A 20244-nucleotide genomic window follows, 5' to 3' on the forward strand; every position below is an offset into this window, starting at 1 on the left:
CTTACCCATATGCACGGATGTTGTTTCACGTGGAACCTACCGTGGCTCTGTTTCACGTGGAACGTTGAGTGCCGGCATGTTCCACGTGAAACATCCAGCGTCATCAGGCACGTTTGAGTAGCAGCAGTATAATGCGGCCTTCAGTCCACTTCGCTTGAGCGAATCATGATTTACCCAGATGAATACGAGGTTATTGTCGTTGGCGGCGGCCACGCCGGCACAGAGGCTGCGCTTGCCGCTGCGCGCACTGGTGCCTCCACGCTGCTTCTTACTCACAATATGGAAACGCTTGGCCAGATGTCCTGCAATCCATCTATAGGCGGTATCGGCAAAGGCCACCTGGTGAAAGAGATAGACGCCTTGGGTGGCGCGATGGCATTAGCGACTGACGCCGCGGGTATTCAGTTCCGAATTCTCAACCGTTCCAAAGGGCCGGCCGTTCGTGCGACCAGGGCCCAAGCAGACCGTTCTCTTTACCGACGTGCGATCCGTGGCATTCTTCAAAACCAGCCCAACCTCACTATCTTTCAACAAGCGGTGGATGACCTTATTTTAGAAGGGGATAGGGTAGTAGGCGCTGTAACCCAGATAGGTTTGAAGTTTCGTAGTCAAACGGTGGTGCTTACGGCAGGTACCTTCCTTAATGGCTTGATCCACGTGGGTCTGGATCACTACGCCGGTGGGCGTGCTGGCGATCCACCTTCGGTGACGTTGGGCCAAAGGTTAAAGGAGCTGAAGCTACCGCAGGGCCGCCTGAAAACCGGCACGCCTCCGCGGATTGATGCCCGTAGTATCGACTTTTCCAAGACAGAAGAGCAGCCAGGCGATAGCAACCCTATTCCGGTGTTCTCGTATATGGGTTCGGTTGACATGCATCCGCAGCAGCTTCCTTGCTGGATGACCCATACTAATGCCCGCACCCACGATATCATCCGTGCAGGGCTGGATCGCTCGCCGATGTATAGCGACAGTGGGACGATAGAGGGTATAGGTCCACGCTACTGTCCCTCGATCGAAGACAAAATACATCGTTTCGCAGACAAAGCCAGCCACCAGATATTTCTGGAACCCGAGGGCCTAAGTACACAAGAGATTTATCCCAATGGGATTTCAACCAGCCTGCCCTTTGATATACAGCTGGCTTTAGCCCGTACCCTGCCTGGGCTTGAGAACGCCGTCATTACCCGACCGGGCTATGCGATTGAATACGACTACTTTGATCCACGTGAACTGAGCAGCACGCTGGAAACGCATGCAATCAAGGGCTTGTTCTTCGCCGGGCAAATTAACGGGACGACAGGTTACGAGGAAGCCGCGGCGCAAGGGCTACTGGCCGGAGTCAATGCCGCGCGCCAAGCACGGGGCTTGGAACCCTGGTGGCCCCAGCGCAACGAAGCCTATTTAGGAGTCCTGGTGGACGACCTGATCACGCGTGGTGTGACCGAGCCCTATCGCATGTTTACTTCGCGCGCCGAATATCGGCTAAGCCTGCGTGAAGACAATGCGGATCTTCGGCTGACGGAAGAGGGGCGGCGCCTGGGCTTGGTATCGGATCAGCGTTGGGATGCCTACAGCCGTAAACGCGATGCTATCGCGTTGGAAGTCGAGCGTCTGAAATCCACGTGGATCAACCCGCGCACGTTGGAGCAGCATGTGGCTGAAAGCCTATTAGGAAAACAAATAGAGCGGGACTATTCGCTGCATGACATATTGAAGCGTCCGGAGGTTACCTACCAGATGCTGGGGCAAATACAAAAGGCCGACGGCACCGCCTTGCTTGTTGATGCCTTGCAAGAGGCCGACTACGCTGCGCAAGTGGAAGTCCAAATAAAATACGAGGGCTACGTGGCGAAACAACGGGAAGAGATCGAAAAACAGGCTAGCCAGGAGGGCCAGCCTATACCGCCCGATTTTGACTACGACGGCATAGACAGCCTGTCTATAGAGGTACGCCAGCGCCTGAAGTCCATACGTCCCGAGACAGTCGGCCAAGCCGCCCGGGTTTCCGGCATTACCCCAGCAGCGGTATCGTTATTGTTGATTCACCTGAAACGTCAGCAGCATCAAAAGAAAGCCGCGTAATGGGAGGCACGGATAACATCAAGCAACGTTTACGCAGTGCAGCTCAAACACTTGACCTGGTCATCGAAGACGACGAAATCGAGGCTTTGCTAGCCTATTTGCGTCAATTAGAGCGTTGGAACAACACTTATAATCTGACAGCCCTGCGCGACCCGGAACACATGCTGGTGCAGCACGTATTTGACAGTCTTGCAATCGTGCAGCCAGTGCAGGATATACTGGATAAAAACACAGTAGTTGCACCCGCTATTGCCGATATCGGCTCGGGGCCGGGTTTGCCCGGCATCATCCTGTCTATTATGCGCGCGCAGTGGCAGGTTCGCTGTGTCGATGCAGTAGAAAAAAAAGTGGCGTTCATGCGCCAGGTTGCTTCTGTCTTGCGGTTAAGCAATGTTCAAGCCCTGCACGCCCGTGTCGAACAGTTAGAGCCGCTGCAAGCCGACCTGGTGGTTTCGCGTGCGTTTGCCTCACTGGCTGACTTTGCGCGCCTGGCGGGACGGCATGTTGGCCCGGGTGGCACCCTGTTGGCAATGAAAGGGCGCGAGCCCGTGGACGAAGTCAGAGCATTACATGAAGAAACCGAATGGCGAGTCGATCATATTCAAGCGCTCGCCGTGCCCGAACTGGATGCCCAGCGTTGTCTGGTCTGGATGAGCCGTCAAGGAAACCTATGAGTCACAGCGCCATTACCGCCAATGTGTTCTGCATTACCAACCAAAAGGGTGGGGTAGGCAAAACTACCACTGCAATCAATCTGGCCACTGCGCTGGCCGCGTTGGGCAAACGCGTTTTGTTGATCGACCTGGACCCTCAAGGCAATGCCACCATGGGCAGCGGTGTCGATAAGAACAAGGTTGCGCAAAACCTTTATCAGGTGCTGATAGGCGACGCTACCATCGCCGACGCACGGGTGCGCTCGGAAGTGGGCGACTACGACGTCTTGCCAGCCAACCGCGAGCTGTCCGGGGCAGAAATCGACCTTATCCAAATGGACAACCGCGAGCAGCAGCTCAAGCGGGCCATTGCACAGGTCATGGATGACTATGATTTCATTCTTATCGACTGCCCGCCCACGCTCTCTTTACTGACCTTGAATGGCCTGGCAGCGGCCCATGGCGTGATTATCCCGATGCAGTGCGAGTACTTCGCCCTGGAAGGCTTGTCCGACCTGGTCAACACCATTAAGCGGGTTCATAACAATATCAATCCGGATCTGCAGCTCATCGGCTTGCTGCGCGTCATGTTTGACACTCGTGTTACCTTGCAGCAGCAGGTTTCGGCCCAGATCGAGGCTCATTTTGGAGACAAGGTCTTCAAGGCCATTGTGCCGCGCAACGTGCGTTTGGCCGAAGCACCCAGCCACGGCTTGCCTGGCATTGTCTACGACAAGAATTCTCGCGGCGCGAAGGCTTATATCGAGTTCGGCAATGAGCTCGTTCAAAGGGTCAAGAAAGAAGCCCTGCGCCAGCAAGCCCGTCCGCGCCCCTAACTGCATAAGGAATACACACTATGGCAACCAAAAAACCAAAAGGGCTGGGCAGAGGCCTGGACGCGCTGCTTGGTGAAGACGCAGCGGTGATCAGCAACTTCGGCAAGGCCGAACCTGAAACCGGGCAGCCTTCAACGCTGAAACTCACCGCACTGCGGGCCGGCAAGTATCAACCCCGCACACGCATGGATGAAGGCGCCTTGAACGAGCTTGCCGATTCCATACGCACCCAGGGCATCATGCAGCCCATCCTGGTGCGCCCGCTGACTGGTAAAGATGCGGGCAAGTACGAGATTATCGCTGGCGAGCGTCGCTTTCGCGCCGCCAAGCTGGCTGGTCTGCGGGAAGTACCGGTGCTGGTAAAAGAGGTAGAAGACAAGAACGCAGCCGTCATGGCGCTGATCGAGAACATCCAGCGCGAAGACCTGAACCCCCTGGAAGAAGCTCACGGGGTGCGCAGGCTGCTGGACGAATTCGGCCTGACGCACGAACAAGCCGCCCAGGCCATTGGTCGTTCACGCTCGGCCACCAGCAACCTGCTGCGCCTGCTTAACCTCACGGGGCCTGTACAGACCATGCTGCTGGCAGGCGACATAGACATGGGGCATGCGCGTGCCCTGTTGGCCACGGATGCCGCCACGCAAATTCTGCTGGCCAACGAAATCATCGCCAAACGCCTGTCTGTACGAGAAACGGAAAAGCTCGTGGGTCGCAGCCTGCGCGAAGCAGAAGGCTTGGCCGCCAAGCCGGCCAAGAAGACAGTAGCCGAATCGGGTGACGTCAAACGCCTGGAAGAAGCGCTGTCTGACCATCTCGGTACCAAAGTCTGCCTGAAAATAGGCGCCAAGAACCGCGGCCAGCTGCAAATCGACTTCCACGGATGGGAACACCTGAATTCCTTGCTGGAACGCCAAGGATTGTCCGGCTTGGTCGAAAGCTGATATCGGGGCCATCGTCTGTGAGCGGCTTGCCGAACACCATTTGACAGCCCTAAAAAAACCCTGCATAATTCGGAGTTCGCTTTTGGTGGGATTCCCGAGTGGTTAAAGGGGGCAGACTGTAAATCTGTTGGCCTTGCGCCTACGTTGGTTCGAATCCAACTCCCACCACCAGCAGCACGAAATTTAGAGATGTATACGCAGGTTTTCCATGCCGGCGGCTATAAGGGCTTCCGGCTGGGCTGCATGGGTGAAGGAATCTTTCGCGGGTGTAGCTCAATGGTAGAGCAACAGCCTTCCAAGCTGATGACGAGGGTTCGATTCCCTTCACCCGCTCCAGTAAATATTTTCGAATTTCGCCCGCTGTGGCGGAAAGCAACTAAGCAGTTGCCCATGTGGCTCAGTGGTAGAGCACTCCCTTGGTAAGGGAGAGGTCACGCGTTCGATCCGCGTCATGGGCACCAGAACTTTTTATTTATAGCTCTATTCCATCGTCAGGAGTCTGCCATGGCAAAAGGTAAGTTTGAACGGACCAAACCGCACGTAAACGTAGGTACGATCGGGCACGTTGACCACGGCAAGACGACACTTACGGCAGCGATCACCACGGTGCTGGCCACTGCATTTGGCGGCGAAGCCAAAGGCTACGCACAGATTGACGCAGCGCCTGAAGAGAAAGCGCGCGGCATCACCATTAACACCTCGCACGTCGAGTACGAAACGACAGCGCGTCACTACGCGCACGTTGACTGCCCGGGCCACGCTGACTATGTCAAGAACATGATCACGGGCGCGGCGCAAATGGACGGCGCCATCTTGGTGGTCTCGGCCGCTGACGGCCCCATGCCCCAAACGCGCGAGCACATCCTGCTCTCGCGCCAGGTCGGCGTGCCGTACATCATCGTGTTCCTGAACAAGGCCGACATGGTCGACGACGAAGAGTTGCTCGAGCTGGTCGAGATGGAAGTGCGCGAGCTGCTGTCCAAGTACGACTTTCCTGGCGACGACACCCCGATCATCAAGGGTTCGGCCAAGCTGGCTCTTGAAGGCGACGAAGGCCCCCTGGGCAAGCCCGCCATCCTGGCCCTGGCCGAAGCGCTGGACACCTACATTCCTACGCCAGAGCGCGCCGTTGACGGCACGTTCCTGATGCCGGTGGAAGACGTGTTCTCGATCTCCGGTCGTGGCACGGTGGTTACCGGCCGTATCGAGCGTGGCATCATCAAGGTTGGCGAAGAAATCGAAATCGTGGGCATCAAGGACACGGTCAAGAGCACTTGCACGGGCGTCGAGATGTTCCGCAAGCTGCTGGACCAAGGTCAAGCCGGCGATAACGTGGGTATTTTGCTGCGCGGCACCAAGCGCGAAGACGTCGAGCGCGGCCAGGTGTTGGCCAAGCCCGGCTCGATCAAGCCGCACACGGACTTCTCGGCCGAGGTGTACATTCTGTCCAAAGATGAAGGTGGCCGTCACACGCCGTTCTTCCAGGGCTATCGTCCCCAGTTTTACTTCCGTACGACGGACGTAACGGGTACGATCGAACTGCCAGCGGACAAAGAAATGGTTCTGCCAGGCGATAACGTCTCGATCAAGGTCAGCCTGATCGCCCCGATCGCCATGGAAGAAGGTCTGCGCTTTGCTATTCGCGAAGGCGGCCGTACCGTGGGCGCCGGCGTCGTAGCCAGCATTACCAAGTAACACGCAGTCCAGAAGGGCGGATGAGCGTCTTGGCGCTCTTCCGCTTTCGTTGTAAAAAGCGATGGATACCGCCAATACGTCGCTACAGGGTTTAGGGGTATAGCTCAATTGGCAGAGCGTCGGTCTCCAAAACCGAAGGTTGTAGGTTCGATTCCTACTGCCCCTGCCACACACAGTCAGTCACATCGCTGCCGCTAGGGCGGCGCCACATGCCGGAATATGTCGAATAGCAACGTAGAAACCGTTACCAGTACCGCCGACCGCATCAAAATGGGTCTGGCCGTGCTCGTTATCGTCGCCGGTATTGTGGGTTACTCGGTGCTAGAGGGTCAACCGACCATCGCCCGGGTGGGCGTGTTCCTGGCCGGGCTGGTGGTCGCCGGCATCATTGCCTGGTTCAGCGAACCGGGCCGCCGCACCATGAGCTTCGGGCGCGACGCCTACAACGAAACCAAACGCGTGGTATGGCCGACGCGTAAAGAAGCCACCCAGATGACGGGTATTGTCTTTGTGTTCGTCGTTGTCATCGGCATTTTGTTGTGGGTTGTCGACAAAGGGCTCGCGTGGGCCATTTACGGCCTGCTGCTTGGCTGGAAATAAAGGACACACATGAGCAAGCGTTGGTATGTCGTACACGTTTATTCCGGAATGGAAAAAAGCGTGCACAAAGCGCTCGTCGAGCGTATTGAACGTGCAGGGCTGGAAACCTCCTTTGGTCGTATTCTGGTTCCTTCCGAAGAAGTCGTCGAGGTAAAGGGTGGCAAGAAGTCCATCTCCGAGCGACGCATATTCCCGGGCTATGTCCTGGTCGAGATGGATCTTACCGACGAGACCTGGCACCTGGTAAAGAACACCAACCGGGTTACCGGTTTCCTGGGCGGCTCGGGTAATCGTCCCGCGCCTATTTCTGATCGCGAAGTCGAGAAAATCCTTTCGCAGATGGAAGAAGGCGTCGAGAAGCCACGGCCCAAGGTCCTGTTCGAAGTGGGCGAGATGGTCCGCGTCAAGGAAGGCCCGTTTGCAGATTTCAACGGCAACGTTGAAGACGTTAATTACGAGAAAAGCAAGGTGCGTGTCTCGGTCACGATTTTTGGCCGCGCCACCCCTGTCGAACTCGATTTCGGTCAGGTCGAGAAGTCCTGACTTCAACCCCGGGGAGCCGTTACAGCACATCGCTGTTCGGCGCATGAACCCGCAAGGAGCAAAGCATGGCGAAGAAAATCGTCGGCTTTATCAAGCTGCAAGTACCAGCTGGTAAGGCTAATCCCTCACCCCCTATCGGTCCGGCGCTGGGTCAGCGCGGTCTGAACATCATGGAATTCTGCAAGGCGTTCAACGCCAAGACGCAGGGCCTGGAGCCCGGTCTGCCTATTCCAGTGGTCATTACCGCCTACGCAGACAAGAGCTTCACCTTCATCATGAAGACGCCGCCTGCCACCATCCTGATCAAAAAGGCCAGTGGCATACAAAAGGGCTCCGCGCGTCCCAACCTGGACAAGGTCGGTACGCTGACCCGTGCCCAGGCTGAAGAGATCGCCAAGACCAAGGCACCCGACCTGACGGCGGCCGACCTGGACGCCGCTGTACGCACGGTGGCTGGCAGCGCGCGCAGCATGGGCATCACGGTGGAAGGGGTATAAGCATGGCCAAATTATCCAAGCGTACGGCCGCTATTGCCGCCAAGATCGATCGCAACAAGTTTTACCCTGTCGCCGAAGCCCTGGCTTTGGTCAAAGACACTGCCACGGCAAAATTCGATGAGTCCATCGACGTAGCCGTGCAATTGGGCATCGACCCCAAGAAGTCCGACCAACTGGTTCGTGGCTCGGTCGTGCTGCCAGCAGGTACAGGTAAGGCTGTCCGCGTTGCTGTATTCGCGCAGGGCGAAAAAGCCGAAGCCGCCAAGGCCGCCGGCGCCGACATCGTCGGCCTGGACGACCTGGCCGACAGCATCAAGGCCGGACAGATCGATTTCGACATCGTCATCGCATCGCCTGACACCATGCGTGTCGTTGGTGCGCTGGGCCAGATCCTCGGCCCGCGTGGCCTGATGCCTAACCCAAAAGTGGGTACGGTAACTCCTGACGTCGTCACCGCCGTCAAGAACGCCAAGGCTGGACAGGTTCAGTACCGTACCGACAAGGCTGGCATCATCCATGCCACTATCGGTCGCGCCTCCTTCGGCGTCGAGCAGCTGCAAACCAATCTGGCCGCCCTGGTCGATGCCTTGAACAAGGCTCGTCCGACCGCAGCCAAGGGCGTGTATCTGCGCAAGCTGGCCGTCTCGTCCACGATGGGCGGCGGCGCGCGCGTTGAATTAGCATCCCTGACGGCCGCCTGATAGGCCTTGGGGTAAAGAACTTTGGGCTGTGTCTGGGCATCTCCAGGCACTGCTGTCAAAGACCGCTGGAGCTCTGTTAACAGAACTTAATTCCGGGTCGTAAAAAACCCGGGTCCAGCGTAGACGGCGTCCCATGGAAGAATTCTTGCAGTACGAAGAACTCGACCAGGTGCGCCGCATTCGGTTGACGCAAGAGACCCTCTTTTGCGTCGTTTGATGGAGTGTTCAAACCGTGAGTCTCAATCGTAAAGAGAAAGCGGTAGTTATCGAAGAAGTCGCTGCACAAGTTGCAAAGGCCCAATCGATCATTATCGCTGAGTACCGTGGTCTGGACGTCGCCTCTGCAACCGTATTGCGCAAAACTGCGCGTGAGTCGGGCGTGTATCTGCGTGTTCTCAAAAACACGCTGGTTCGTCGGGCTGTCGCCGGAACTCCCTTCGAGGAGCTTTCTGCACAGCTTACCGGTCCGCTGATCTATGCGATCAGCAGTGATCCGGTTTCGGCGGCCAAAGTACTTGCCGGTTTCGCAAAGACCAACGATAAGCTGGCTATCCAAGGCGGGGCATTGCCCAACAGCCTGCTTAGCCAAGATGGTGTGAAGGCCCTGGCCACCATGCCTTCGCGCGAAGAGTTGCTTTCGAAACTGCTGGGTACGATGCAAGCACCTATCACGCAATTTGTGCGTACGCTCAACGAAGTTCCAACCAAGTTCGTACGCGGCCTCGCGGCTGTGCGCGATCAGAAGGAAGCTGCGTAAGCAGCCCCTTCGGATTTCGTCGAACCGAGCGACACCCAACCTGGCATTTATAAATATTTGGAGTTCTTAAAATGGCATTAAGCAAAGCTGAAATCCTGGACGCGATCGGCGGCATGACCGTGCTCGAATTGTCCGAGCTGATCACCGAAATGGAAGAAAAATTTGGCGTGTCGGCTGCTGCCGCCGCTGTGGCTGTGGCTGCTCCTGCAGCTGGCGGCGGTGCCGCTGCCGCTGAAGAGCAAACCGAGTTCACCGTTGTATTGGCTGAAATCGGCGCTAACAAGGTCAGCGTCATCAAGGCCGTGCGTGAAATCACCGGTCTTGGCTTGAAAGAAGCCAAGGATCTGGTTGACGGCGCACCGAAGCCTGTCAAGGAAGGTCTGTCCAAGGCTGACGCCGAAGCTGCACAGAAAAAGCTTGAAGAAGCTGGCGCAAAAGTCGAACTTAAGTAAGGCTATTTACGCTTGCCCGGGATGGTTTAGGCCGTCCCGGGCTTTTGCGTTTCCAGAAAACCCGCGATTCCGGTTTGCTTGTTTTTATTGAAGCCGGGTTTTCTGGAGTCGTAAACCAGGGCCGTGGTTGACGGCCCATGTAACCCTCGAGTCGGAGTGCTCATGCCTTATTCGTATACCGAAAAAAAGCGCATACGCAAGAGCTTCGCCAAGCGTGAAGACGTCCAGGACGTCCCTTACCTTTTGGCGACTCAACTGCAATCATTTAAAACGTTTCTGCAGGCGGATACTACACCGTCCAAACGCAACGAAGAAGGCCTGCAAGCGGCTTTCAGTTCTATATTCCCCATCGTAAGCCATAATCAGATGGCGCGCCTGGAGTTCGTCAGCTATGTGCTGGGCGAGCCCGTGTTCGACGTCAAAGAATGTCAGCTGCGTGGCCTTACTTATGCGTCTCCCTTGCGTGCCAAGGTGCGCCTGGTTCTGATGGATCGCGAAGTCAGCAAGCCCACCGTCAAGGAAGTCAAAGAGCAAGAAGTATACATGGGCGAAATACCGCTCATGACCAATACGGGCTCTTTTGTCATCAACGGTACCGAGCGCGTCATTGTGTCGCAGCTGCATCGTTCACCAGGGGTTTTCTTCGAGCATGACCGCGGTAAAACGCATAGCTCGGGCAAGCTGCTGTTCTCGGCCCGCGTGATTCCTTACCGCGGCTCGTGGCTGGACTTCGAGTTCGACCCCAAGGACATCCTGTTCTTCCGCGTTGACCGTCGCCGCAAGATGCCGGTCACCATACTGCTCAAGGCTATCGGCATGACGCCCGAAGCCATCCTGGCGCATTTCTCCGATTTCGATAATTTCGAACTTCAGGAAGAAGGCGGCATGCTCGAGTTTGTGGCGGATCGCTGGAAGGGCGAAGTCGCGCACTTTGACATCACCGACCGTTCGGGCAAGGTCATTGTCGAGAAAGACAAGCGCATCAATGCCAAGCATCTGCGCGACCTGGCTACGGCCAAGGTCGAGTACGTGTCCGTACCCGAAGACTTCCTGCTGGGCCGTGTGCTGGCCAAGGGCATCGTCAATCCGGAAACGGGCGAAGTCATCGCCAACGCCAACGACGAAATCACCGAAACCATGCTGGCCGACATGCGTGTCGCCGGCATCCGCGACATCCAGACCTTGTTCATCAATGACCTGGATCGCGGCGGTTATATCTCGCAAACCCTGCGTACCGACGAAACGGCTGACCAGATGGCAGCTCGTGTCGCCATCTATCGCATGATGCGTCCCGGCGAGCCCCCTACCGAAGACGCGGTCGAAGCACTGTTCCAGCGACTGTTCTACAGCGAAGACACCTACGATCTGTCGCGCGTAGGTCGCATGAAGGTCAACAGCCGTCTGGGCCGTGGTGAAGACATCACCGGTCCCATGACGCTGACCAACGAAGACATCCTTGAAACCATCAAGGTGTTGGTCGAGCTGCGTAACGGCCGTGGCCAGATCGACGACATCGATCACTTGGGCAATCGTCGTGTTCGCTGTGTTGGCGAATTGGCCGAGAACCAGTTCCGTGCCGGTCTGGTTCGTGTCGAGCGCGCTGTCAAAGAGCGCCTGGGCCAGGCAGAGACCGAAAACCTCATGCCGCACGATCTGATCAACTCCAAGCCGATTTCGGCTGCTATTAAAGAGTTCTTCGGCTCCAGCCAGCTGTCGCAGTTCATGGACCAGACCAACCCCTTGTCCGAGATCACGCACAAGCGTCGCGTCTCGGCATTGGGCCCTGGCGGTCTCACGCGCGAGCGCGCCGGCTTTGAAGTGCGCGACGTGCACCCGACCCATTACGGTCGGGTATGTCCGATCGAAACGCCGGAAGGTCCAAACATTGGCCTGATCAACTCGATGGCGCTGTATGCGCAATTGAACGAGTACGGCTTCCTGGAAACGCCCTACCGCAAGATTGTGGACGGCAAGGTCAGCGACAAGATCGACTATCTGTCGGCCATCGAGGAAAGCAACTACGTCATCGCCCAGGCTAACGCCACGCTGGCCGAAGACGGCTCGTTTGCCGATGACCTCGTTGCCTGCCGCCAGGCTGGCGAAACCATGTTGACTGCACCGTCGAACGTGCACTACATGGACGTTGCGCCATCGCAGATCGTATCGGTCGCCGCATCGCTGATCCCCTTCCTGGAGCACGATGACGCCAACCGAGCCTTGATGGGCGCCAACATGCAGCGTCAGGCAGTGCCTTGTCTGCGTCCGGAGAAGCCTCTGGTCGGTACCGGTATCGAGCGCACGGTTGCGGTCGACTCGGGCACGACGGTACAGGCCATACGTGGCGGCGTCGTCGATCACGTTGACGCCGAGCGCGTCGTGATCCGTGTCAACGATGACGAGAACGTGGCCGGCGAAGTGGGTGTGGATATCTACAACCTCATCAAGTACACCCGTTCCAACCAGAACACCAACATCAACCAGCGCCCTATCGTCAAGCCGGGCGATCAAGTCGCCCGCGGCGACGTGCTGGCCGATGGTGCATCGACCGACCTGGGCGAATTGGCTCTGGGTCAGAACATGCTGATCGCGTTCATGCCCTGGAATGGCTACAACTTCGAAGACTCGATCCTGATCTCCGAAAAAATCGTTGCCGACGACCGCTACACCTCGATCCATATCGAGGAATTGACGGTGGTTGCGCGCGACACCAAGCTGGGTGCCGAAGAAATCACCCGCGACATCAGCAACCTGGCCGAAACCCAGCTTAATCGTCTGGACGACTCGGGCATTGTCTACATCGGCGCCGAAGTGCGTGCCGACGACGTGCTGGTGGGCAAGGTAACGCCCAAGGGCGAAACCCAGCTTACGCCAGAAGAGAAACTGCTGCGCGCCATCTTTGGCGAGAAGGCTTCCGACGTCAAGGACACCTCGCTGCGCGTGCCCTCGGGCATGATAGGCACCGTCATTGACGTGCAGGTCTTCACGCGCGAAGGTATCGAACGCGACAAACGTGCTCAGTCCATCATCGACGACGAGCTGCGCCGCTATCGCCAGGATCTGAACGATCAGCTGCGTATCGTCGAAGACGACACCTTCGATCGTATCGGCAAGTTCCTGGTCGGCAAAACCGTCAACGGCGGCCCGCGCAAGCTGGCCAAGGGCACGGCTTTGGCCAAGGACTACCTGACCGAGCTGGATCGCTGGCAGTGGTTTGATATTCGTCTGTCCGACGAGGCGCACGCCGTGGTGCTGGAACAGGCCAAGGAGTCGCTCGAGCAGAAGCGTCATCAATTTGACCTTGCCTTCGAAGAGAAGCGCAAGAAGCTGACGCAAGGCGACGAATTGCCCCCGGGCGTGCTCAAGATGATCAAGGTATACCTTGCCGTCAAGCGCCGCCTGCAGCCGGGCGACAAGATGGCCGGCCGCCATGGTAACAAGGGTGTGGTGTCGCGGATTACTCCGGTCGAAGACATGCCGCACATGGCCGACGGCACGCCAGCCGATATCGTGCTGAACCCCCTGGGCGTTCCTTCACGGATGAACGTCGGGCAGGTGCTGGAAGTGCATCTGGGCTGGGCAGCCAAGGGCGTGGGCCATCGCATTGCGGACATGCTCGAGGACGAAAAGAACGTTCAGATCAAGGCCGTAAGAGCCTATCTCGAGAAGGTCTACAACACCGCCGGTGCCAAAGCCCGCATTTCCGAGCTTACCGACGATGAAGTGATCGAAATGGCGCACAACCTGAAGAACGGCGTGCCGCTGGCAACGCCGGTATTCGACGGTGCGACCGAAGAAGAGATCACGACCATGCTCGAGCTGGCTTACCCGGACGACATCGCCGAGCGCCTCAAGCTTACGGATACCCGTACGCAAGCGTGGCTCGTCGACGGCCGTACAGGCGAAGAGTTCGAACGTCCCGTCACCATCGGTTACATGCATTACCTGAAGCTGCATCACCTGGTTGACGACAAAATGCATGCGCGGTCTACTGGTCCATACTCGCTCGTTACGCAGCAACCATTGGGCGGGAAAGCCCAATTCGGTGGCCAGCGCTTCGGGGAAATGGAAGTCTGGGCCCTGGAAGCCTACGGTGCGTCGTACACGCTGCAAGAGATGCTCACGGTCAAGTCCGACGACATCTCCGGCCGCACGAAGGTGTACGAGAACATCGTCAAGGGCGACCACGTCATCGACGCCGGTATGCCAGAGTCGTTCAATGTTCTGGTCAAAGAAATTAGATCCTTGTCCCTGGACATGGATTTGGAGCGTAAATAATGAAAGCGCTACTCGATCTATTTAAACAAGTCTCGCAAGACGAGCAATTCGATGCCATCAAGATCGGCATCGCATCGCCTGAGAAAGTGCGGTCGTGGTCCTATGGCGAAGTACGCAAGCCAGAAACCATCAACTACCGCACCTTCAAGCCCGAGCGTGACGGCCTGTTCTGCGCCAAGATATTCGGTCCCATCAAGGATTACGAATGCCTTTGCGGCAAGTACAAGCGCCTGAAGCATCGCGGCGTGATCTGCGAAAAATGCGGTGTCGAAGTCACCGTTGCCAAGGTGCGTCGCGAGCGCATGGCCCATATCGAACTGGCCAGCCCGGTTGCGCACATCTGGTTCCTCAAGAGCCTGCCGTCGCGCCTGGGCATGGTGCTCGATATGACGCTGCGCGATATCGAACGCGTGCTGTATTTTGAAGCATGGTGCGTAATCGAACCGGGCATGACGCCGCTCAAGCGCGGCCAGATCATGTCCGACGACGACTTCCTGGCCAAGACGGAAGAATACGGCGACGACTTCCACGCCCTGATGGGTGCGGAAGCCGTCCGCGAGCTGCTGCGCACCATCGACATCGATCGCGATGTCGAGACCCTGCGCGCCGAACTCAAGGCCACCTCGTCCGACGCCAAGATCAAAAAAATCTCCAAGCGCCTGAAAGTGCTGGAAGGTTTCCAGAAGTCGGGCATCAAGCCCGAGTGGATGGTCATGGAAGTATTGCCAGTGCTGCCACCGGACTTGCGTCCGCTGGTGCCGCTGGACGGCGGCCGTTTCGCCACGTCCGACCTGAACGATCTCTATCGTCGCGTCATCAACCGCAACAACCGCCTGAAGCGCCTGCTTGAACTGAAGGCGCCGGACATCATCCTGCGCAACGAAAAGCGCATGTTGCAAGAGTCCGTCGATTCGCTGCTGGACAACGGTCGTCGTGGCAAGGCCATGACGGGCGCCAACAAGCGCCAGCTCAAGTCCCTGGCAGACATGATCAAGGGCAAGAGCGGTCGTTTCCGTCAAAACCTGCTGGGCAAGCGGGTCGACTACTCCGGTCGTTCAGTCATTGTGGTGGGTCCGCAGCTCAAGCTGCATCAGTGCGGCCTGCCCAAGCTGATGGCGCTCGAGCTCTTCAAGCCCTTCATTTTCAATCGTCTTGAAATGATGGGCCTGGCTACGACCATCAAGGCGGCCAAGAAGCTGGTCGAAAGCCACGAGCCAGTCGTTTGGGACATTCTTGAAGAAGTCATCCGCGAACACCCCGTCATGCTCAACCGTGCGCCTACGCTGCACCGTCTGGGCATCCAGGCGTTCGAGCCGGTACTGATCGAAGGCAAGGCCATCCAGCTGCACCCGCTGGTCTGCGCGGCTTTCAACGCCGACTTCGACGGCGACCAGATGGCTGTTCACGTGCCGCTGTCGCTGGAAGCACAGCTGGAAGCCCGCACGCTGATGCTGGCTTCCAACAACGTGCTGTTCCCGGCCAACGGCGAACCTTCCATCGTGCCGTCGCAAGACATCGTGCTGGGCCTGTACTACACCACGCGCGAACGCATCAACGGCAAGGGCGAAGGCATGTTCTTCACGGATGTGTCCGAGGTGCAACGCGCCTACGACAACCGTGAAGTCGAGCTGCAAAGCCGCGTTACGGTGCGCCTGAACGAATACGAGAAGGATGCCGAAGGCGAATGGCAACCGGTGCTCAAGCGTTTTGAAACGACGGTCGGACGTGCCTTGCTGTCCGAGATCCTGCCCAAGGGCCTGCCGTTCTCGGTGCTGAACCGCCCGCTCAAGAAGAAAGAAATTTCGCGCCTGATCAACCAGTCGTTCCGTCGTTGCGGTTTGCGTGCCACCGTCATTTTTGCCGACAAGCTGATGCAGTCCGGTTTCCGCCTCGCTACGCGCGGCGGTATCTCGATTGCCATGAGCGACATGCTCATCCCGTCGGTCAAGGAAGACATCCTGACGCAGGCCAGCAAGGAAGTCAAAGAGATCGACAAGCAATACTCGTCGGGCCTGGTAACGTCGCAAGAGCGTTACAACAACGTGGTCGACATCTGGGGCAAGGCGGGCGATCGAGTCGGCAAGGCCATGATGGAACAGTTGGCTACCGAACCTGTCGTAGACCGTCATGGCGAAAACGTCCGTCAAGAGTCGTTCAACTCCATCTACATGATGGCCGACTCTGGCGCCCGTGGTTCGGCCGCCCAGATCCGGCAGCTTGCCGGTATGCGCGGACTGATGGCCAAGCCGGATGGCTCGATTATCGAAACCCCCATTACCGCCAACTTCCGCGAGGGGCTGAACGTACTGCAGTACTTCATCTCGACTCACGGTGCACGTAAAGGCCTGGCCGATACGGCACTGAAGACGGCAAACTCGGGATACCTCACGCGTCGCCTGGTCGACGTGACGCAGGATCTGGTCATCACCGAAGCAGATTGCGGCACCAGCCGCGGCTACTCCATGAAAGCCCTGGTCGAGGGCGGTGAAGTCATCGAGCCCTTGCGTGACCGCATCCTGGGCCGCGTTACGGCGATCGACATCGTCAATCCCGACACGCAGGAAACCGCCCTGGAAGCTGGCACGCTGCTGGACGAAGATCTGGTCGAGTTCATCGACAGCATCGGCGTGGACGAAGTCAAGGTCCGCACGCCGCTTACCTGCGAAACCCGACACGGGCTTTGCGGCCGTTGCTATGGCCGTGACCTGGGTCGCGGCTATCTGGTCAACCGAGGCGAGGCTGTCGGCGTCATTGCCGCACAGTCCATCGGTGAGCCGGGCACGCAGCTTACGATGCGTACCTTCCACATCGGTGGTGCTGCATCGCGTGCCGCCATGGCCAGTTCCGTCGAAACCAAATCGTCAGGCACTATCGGTTTTGCCATTGGGTTGCGCTACGTCACCAACGCCAAGGGCGAACGCGTGGCGATCTCCCGCTCTGGCGAGATCATCATTTTTGATGATGCCCGCCGCGAACGCGAACGCCACAAGATCCCCTACGGTGCCACCATTGCCGTGGGCGACGGTGACGTCGTCAAGGCTGGCCAGCGGCTGGCCAACTGGGATCCTCTCACCCGTCCTATCGTGTCCGAGTACGCCGGTGTCGTCCGTTTCGAGAACATCGAAGAGGGCGTAACGGTGGCCAGGCAGCTGGACGAAGTAACCGGCTTGTCCACCCTGGTCGTCATCACGCCCAAGACGCGTGGCGGCAAGATCATGATGCGTCCGCAGATCAAACTGATCGGCGAGTCCGGTGAAGAGGTCCGTATCGCCGGCACCGACCACATGGTCAATATCTCGTTCCCGGTCGGTGCGCTGATCACGGTGCGCGATGGCCAGAAGGTATCGGTCGGTGAAGTTCTGGCGCGTATTCCTCAAGAATCGCAAAAGACGCGCGACATTACCGGTGGTCTGCCTCGTGTGGCCGAGTTGTTCGAAGCCCGTTCCCCGAAAGATGCCGGCATGCTTGCCGATGTCACGGGTACGGTTTCGTTCGGCAAGGACACCAAGGGCAAGCAGCGCCTGGTCATTACCGACCTGGAAGGCGTCAGCCACGAGTTCCTGATTCCCAAGGAAAAACAGGTGCTGGTGCACGACGGCCAGGTAGTGAACAAGGGCGAGATGATCGTCGACGGCCCCGCCGACCCGCACGACATCCTGCGTCTGCAAGGTATCGAGCGTTTGGCCAGCTATGTCGTCAATGAAGTGCAGGACGTGTATCGTCTGCAAGGCGTAAAGATCAACGACAAGCACATCGAAGTGATTGTTCGTCAGATGCTGCGCCGGGTGAACATCACCAATCCGGGCGATACCAGCTTCATTACGGGCGAGCAGGTCGAGCGTTCCGAGTTGCTGAACGAAAACGACCGCATGGAAGCTGACGGCAAGTTGCCGGCAACCTACGACAACGTACTGCTGGGCATCACCAAGGCATCGCTGTCGACCGACTCGTTCATCTCCGCCGCTTCCTTCCAGGAAACGACCCGGGTGTTGACCGAAGCTGCCATCATGGGCAAGCGGGACGACTTGCGTGGCCTGAAAGAGAACGTCATTGTGGGCCGACTGATACCAGCCGGTACCGGCATGGCTTATCACTTGGCGCGCAAAGACAAAGAGGCTCACGAAGCTGCCGAGCGTCAAGCAGCACGCGCCATGGCCAACCCGTTCGAAGACACGCCGCCTGCTGAAGTTGCAGAGGCGCATGAAGGCCCGGCGTCCGACGCAAGTGAAGGCGCTGCCGAAGAGTAACTGGGCAGTTCCCTGCAGTATTGAAGACGCCAGGCCTAGCGGTCTGGCGTTTTTTTTTATACCGCCGGGAAGCAGAGGCTGAAGCGGGTGCCGCCGGGCTGTCGGCTGCTGACGCGCACGCTGCCGCCGTGTCTCTCCGCCACGGCCTTGACGAAGGCCAATCCCAAGCCGGCGCCGCTTTGCTGTTGACTGCCGGGCAGGCGCCTGAAGGGCTGAAATAATTCTTCCAGTTGCGACGCTTCAATGCCGCTGCCTTCATCCTGAACCGTCATGCTCCACAGGTCGCCTTCACGATGGATCCGGCACGTGATGGCTGTGTGATCGAAACTGTACTTGATGGCATTGTCCAGCAAGTTGCACCATGCACGGGCTACTAGTGAAGGGTCGCCTTCTGTCCACGCCGATTCGGGATGATCGTCCAGGCGAATGGCGATACCGCGCGAGCGGGCCAAGCCCCAGAAATCATCGCAGCCCTGCAAGGCTGCGGCGACGAGGTCTACAGGTTGCGCCGGGATCGGGGCCGACTCCGCGCGCGCCAGTTCCACCAGGCCGTCCACCAGGGCCAGAGTCTTGTGGGCGTATCCCTCTATCCGCTCAAGCAGCTCTGGCTGTGGCAAGGCGCCGGTATGGCCGCGCTGCAGCTGGGTCAAGGCCAGGATGGCGTTCTGTGGCGAGCGCATGTCGTGCGACAGGAAACGGACCGTTTCTTCACGCCTTTGGCGGGCAACACGCAGTTGCGTCACAGCAAGTTGAAGCTGAACGATGCGCGCCGGAAGGGTAGTGCCAACTGTAGGCCCGCCCCGCTCTGCTATGGTATCGCCCAGCTGCCGGCGTTCGACGTCCATGGCCTGTAGCTCTTGGTCGATATGTTGCAGGGCGGCCTCCTGGCTACGCCAGGTCCACACCGGATAGCTAAGCGCCACGCCCAGCAGGGCAGCCGTAGGCGGAATCCAAAGCTGCCCGTAGTGCAACAGCAAACCGTCGACGAGGAAGATCAGCAGCAAGAGCGTGATACTTGCTATGAAAGAGCGACGTGGCGACAGGCATCCCAAGGCCACGCAGGCCAGCACGACCGGCAGGCAGGACAACAGCGCCACTACCCACGCGGACGGCTGTTGGATCCACAAGCCATGTATCTGGCTGTTCAGCATATTTGCCAGGATCTCCACGCCCGACATGGTGGCGCCGCTGTTTGATACGGGGACCGGAAAGCTGTCGCCCAAGCCCGAGCCCCACGAGCCGACAAGTACATACTTGTCGCGGAAAACCTCGGCCGGCACCAGGCCTGTCACTACCGGCGCGTACGGATACATCCGAAAGCTTCCCGGTGGGCCGACGTAGGGGATTAATTGCGATGGACTGCTGTCCGTGCTGGTGTCCACGCCTGCAATATCCAGCATGGCCAGCGTAAAGTGCGGGGGGCCATTATCAGCCTTGCCGGTAAATGCTATACGCCGGACTACGCCATCGCTATCGGGTGAAATATCTATGTATCCGATGCCGGCGGCACTCGCGGCAAGCGTCGGAACGGGGGCAAGTGTCGCGGCATGGTCGGCGCCGGCCACCACAGGCAGGATCACCCGGCCATGTTCGCTGATGGCGGCAGCCAGCGTGGCATCATCATGGGGATAGGCCGGATTCAGATCCGTGAAAAGTAAATCGAGGGCCACTACGCGAGCCAAGCGCAGTCGATCGAGAAGCTCGGCGTGAAGCGCGCGGCGCCAGGGCCAGTAACCCAGTTGCGCTATGCTGCTGTCGTCGATGGCAACGATGACAATATCGTCATCCGCGACCGTATCGGTGATGGCGCTGGACGACTGATCGTAGAAGGCATGATCCAGGCGGGAAAGCCCCAGCGGCGTACTGAACCAGCTAAGGGCCGCCGTCAAAACAAGCATGGCTGCCGTCACCAGCAGCCATTCCCGGCGCACCCTCCGGCCCAGGCCCACCGACCACGCCATGCCC

At 58.3% G+C, this 20244-nt stretch carries 14 protein-coding genes and 4 tRNA genes; 17 read left to right on the plus strand and 1 reads right to left on the minus strand.

Annotated elements, in window-relative coordinates; genetic code table 11:
• Nucleotides 1–165 precede the first annotated feature (165 nt).
• The 17 genes from mnmG to rpoC all read left to right on the plus strand — a co-directional run bounded on the left by mnmG (nt 166) and on the right by rpoC (nt 18279).
• A complete protein-coding gene (gene mnmG, locus CKA81_RS14410) occupies nt 166–2082 on the plus strand; it encodes a tRNA uridine-5-carboxymethylaminomethyl(34) synthesis enzyme MnmG (protein WP_128355912.1) in 1917 nt (638 codons plus the stop codon).
• Nucleotides 2082–2756, plus strand: coding sequence for a 16S rRNA (guanine(527)-N(7))-methyltransferase RsmG (gene rsmG, locus CKA81_RS14415; protein ID WP_128355913.1), 675 nt, complete (start codon nt 2082–2084; stop codon nt 2754–2756). The genes mnmG and rsmG overlap by 1 nt, the downstream gene beginning before the upstream one ends.
• The gene (locus CKA81_RS14420; protein WP_128355914.1) at nt 2753–3571 is read left to right on the plus strand and encodes a ParA family protein; all 819 of its coding nucleotides are present in this window, start codon (nt 2753–2755) and stop codon (nt 3569–3571) included. The genes rsmG and CKA81_RS14420 overlap by 4 nt, the downstream gene beginning before the upstream one ends.
• Nucleotides 3572–3591: 20 nt before the next feature.
• A complete protein-coding gene (locus CKA81_RS14425) occupies nt 3592–4512 on the plus strand; it encodes a ParB/RepB/Spo0J family partition protein (RefSeq protein WP_128355915.1) in 921 nt (306 codons plus the stop codon).
• A gap of 84 nt (nt 4513–4596) precedes the next feature.
• Nucleotides 4597–4683: transfer RNA gene (locus CKA81_RS14430), tRNA-Tyr, on the plus strand.
• A 91-nt stretch (nt 4684–4774) separates the two neighbouring features.
• Nucleotides 4775–4848, plus strand: a tRNA-Gly gene (locus tag CKA81_RS14435).
• A 50-nt stretch (nt 4849–4898) separates the two neighbouring features.
• Nucleotides 4899–4973: transfer RNA gene (locus tag CKA81_RS14440), tRNA-Thr, on the plus strand.
• 43 nt (nt 4974–5016) lie between these two features.
• The gene (gene tuf, locus CKA81_RS14445) at nt 5017–6207 is read left to right on the plus strand and encodes an elongation factor Tu (RefSeq protein WP_128355916.1); all 1191 of its coding nucleotides are present in this window, start codon (nt 5017–5019) and stop codon (nt 6205–6207) included.
• 93 nt (nt 6208–6300) lie between these two features.
• Nucleotides 6301–6376, plus strand: a tRNA-Trp gene (locus CKA81_RS14450).
• Between the two features lie 50 nt (nt 6377–6426).
• Entirely contained in the window at nt 6427–6807 is a 381-nt protein-coding gene (secE, locus tag CKA81_RS14455) for a preprotein translocase subunit SecE (protein WP_128355917.1), read from the plus strand.
• Between the two features lie 9 nt (nt 6808–6816).
• Complete coding sequence (gene nusG / locus CKA81_RS14460) at nt 6817–7350, plus strand: transcription termination/antitermination protein NusG (protein ID WP_128355918.1); 534 nt, start codon at nt 6817–6819, stop codon at nt 7348–7350.
• 65 nt (nt 7351–7415) lie between these two features.
• Nucleotides 7416–7847 carry a 50S ribosomal protein L11 gene (gene rplK, locus CKA81_RS14465; protein ID WP_128355919.1) on the plus strand — a complete coding sequence of 144 codons (432 nt, stop codon included), beginning with the start codon at nt 7416–7418 and terminating at the stop codon, nt 7845–7847.
• 2 nt (nt 7848–7849) lie between these two features.
• Nucleotides 7850–8548 (plus strand): 50S ribosomal protein L1, encoded by a 699-nt coding sequence (gene rplA / locus CKA81_RS14470; protein ID WP_128355920.1) that lies wholly within the window; start codon nt 7850–7852, stop codon nt 8546–8548.
• Nucleotides 8549–8780: 232 nt separating this feature from the next.
• Nucleotides 8781–9305, plus strand: a complete 525-nt coding sequence (gene rplJ / locus CKA81_RS14475; protein WP_128355921.1) for a 50S ribosomal protein L10 — start codon at nt 8781–8783, stop codon at nt 9303–9305.
• A gap of 71 nt (nt 9306–9376) precedes the next feature.
• Nucleotides 9377–9757, plus strand: coding sequence for a 50S ribosomal protein L7/L12 (rplL, locus tag CKA81_RS14480; protein ID WP_128355922.1), 381 nt, complete (start codon nt 9377–9379; stop codon nt 9755–9757).
• A 162-nt stretch (nt 9758–9919) separates the two neighbouring features.
• Nucleotides 9920–14032, plus strand: a complete 4113-nt coding sequence (gene rpoB / locus CKA81_RS14485; protein WP_128355923.1) for a DNA-directed RNA polymerase subunit beta — start codon at nt 9920–9922, stop codon at nt 14030–14032.
• Nucleotides 14032–18279: a DNA-directed RNA polymerase subunit beta' gene (gene rpoC / locus CKA81_RS14490; protein WP_128355924.1), complete on the plus strand. Its 4248-nt coding sequence runs from the start codon at nt 14032–14034 to the stop codon at nt 18277–18279. The genes rpoB and rpoC overlap by 1 nt, the downstream gene beginning before the upstream one ends.
• A gap of 56 nt (nt 18280–18335) precedes the next feature.
• Here the strand turns inward: rpoC and CKA81_RS14495 are convergent, their stop codons facing one another.
• Nucleotides 18336–20240, minus strand: a complete 1905-nt coding sequence (locus CKA81_RS14495; RefSeq protein WP_128355925.1) for a CHASE2 domain-containing protein — start codon at nt 20238–20240, stop codon at nt 18336–18338.
• Nucleotides 20241–20244 lie beyond the last annotated feature (4 nt).

The organism is Pollutimonas thiosulfatoxidans (genome assembly GCF_004022565.1).
Lineage (GTDB): Bacteria > Pseudomonadota > Gammaproteobacteria > Burkholderiales > Burkholderiaceae_B > Pusillimonas_D > Pusillimonas_D thiosulfatoxidans.

Coding starts and splice junctions, on each gene's coding strand:
- mnmG (WP_128355912.1), top strand. CDS start 166: ATGATTTACCCAGATGAATACGAGGTTATTGTCGTTGGCGGCGGCCAC.
- rsmG (WP_128355913.1), top strand. CDS start 2,082: ATGGGAGGCACGGATAACATCAAGCAACGTTTACGCAGTGCAGCTCAA.
- CKA81_RS14420 (WP_128355914.1), top strand. CDS start 2,753: ATGAGTCACAGCGCCATTACCGCCAATGTGTTCTGCATTACCAACCAA.
- CKA81_RS14425 (WP_128355915.1), top strand. CDS start 3,592: ATGGCAACCAAAAAACCAAAAGGGCTGGGCAGAGGCCTGGACGCGCTG.
- tuf (WP_128355916.1), top strand. CDS start 5,017: ATGGCAAAAGGTAAGTTTGAACGGACCAAACCGCACGTAAACGTAGGT.
- secE (WP_128355917.1), top strand. CDS start 6,427: ATGTCGAATAGCAACGTAGAAACCGTTACCAGTACCGCCGACCGCATC.
- nusG (WP_128355918.1), top strand. CDS start 6,817: ATGAGCAAGCGTTGGTATGTCGTACACGTTTATTCCGGAATGGAAAAA.
- rplK (WP_128355919.1), top strand. CDS start 7,416: ATGGCGAAGAAAATCGTCGGCTTTATCAAGCTGCAAGTACCAGCTGGT.
- rplA (WP_128355920.1), top strand. CDS start 7,850: ATGGCCAAATTATCCAAGCGTACGGCCGCTATTGCCGCCAAGATCGAT.
- rplL (WP_128355922.1), top strand. CDS start 9,377: ATGGCATTAAGCAAAGCTGAAATCCTGGACGCGATCGGCGGCATGACC.
- rpoB (WP_128355923.1), top strand. CDS start 9,920: ATGCCTTATTCGTATACCGAAAAAAAGCGCATACGCAAGAGCTTCGCC.
- rpoC (WP_128355924.1), top strand. CDS start 14,032: ATGAAAGCGCTACTCGATCTATTTAAACAAGTCTCGCAAGACGAGCAA.
- CKA81_RS14495 (WP_128355925.1), bottom strand. CDS start 20,240: ATGGCGTGGTCGGTGGGCCTGGGCCGGAGGGTGCGCCGGGAATGGCTG.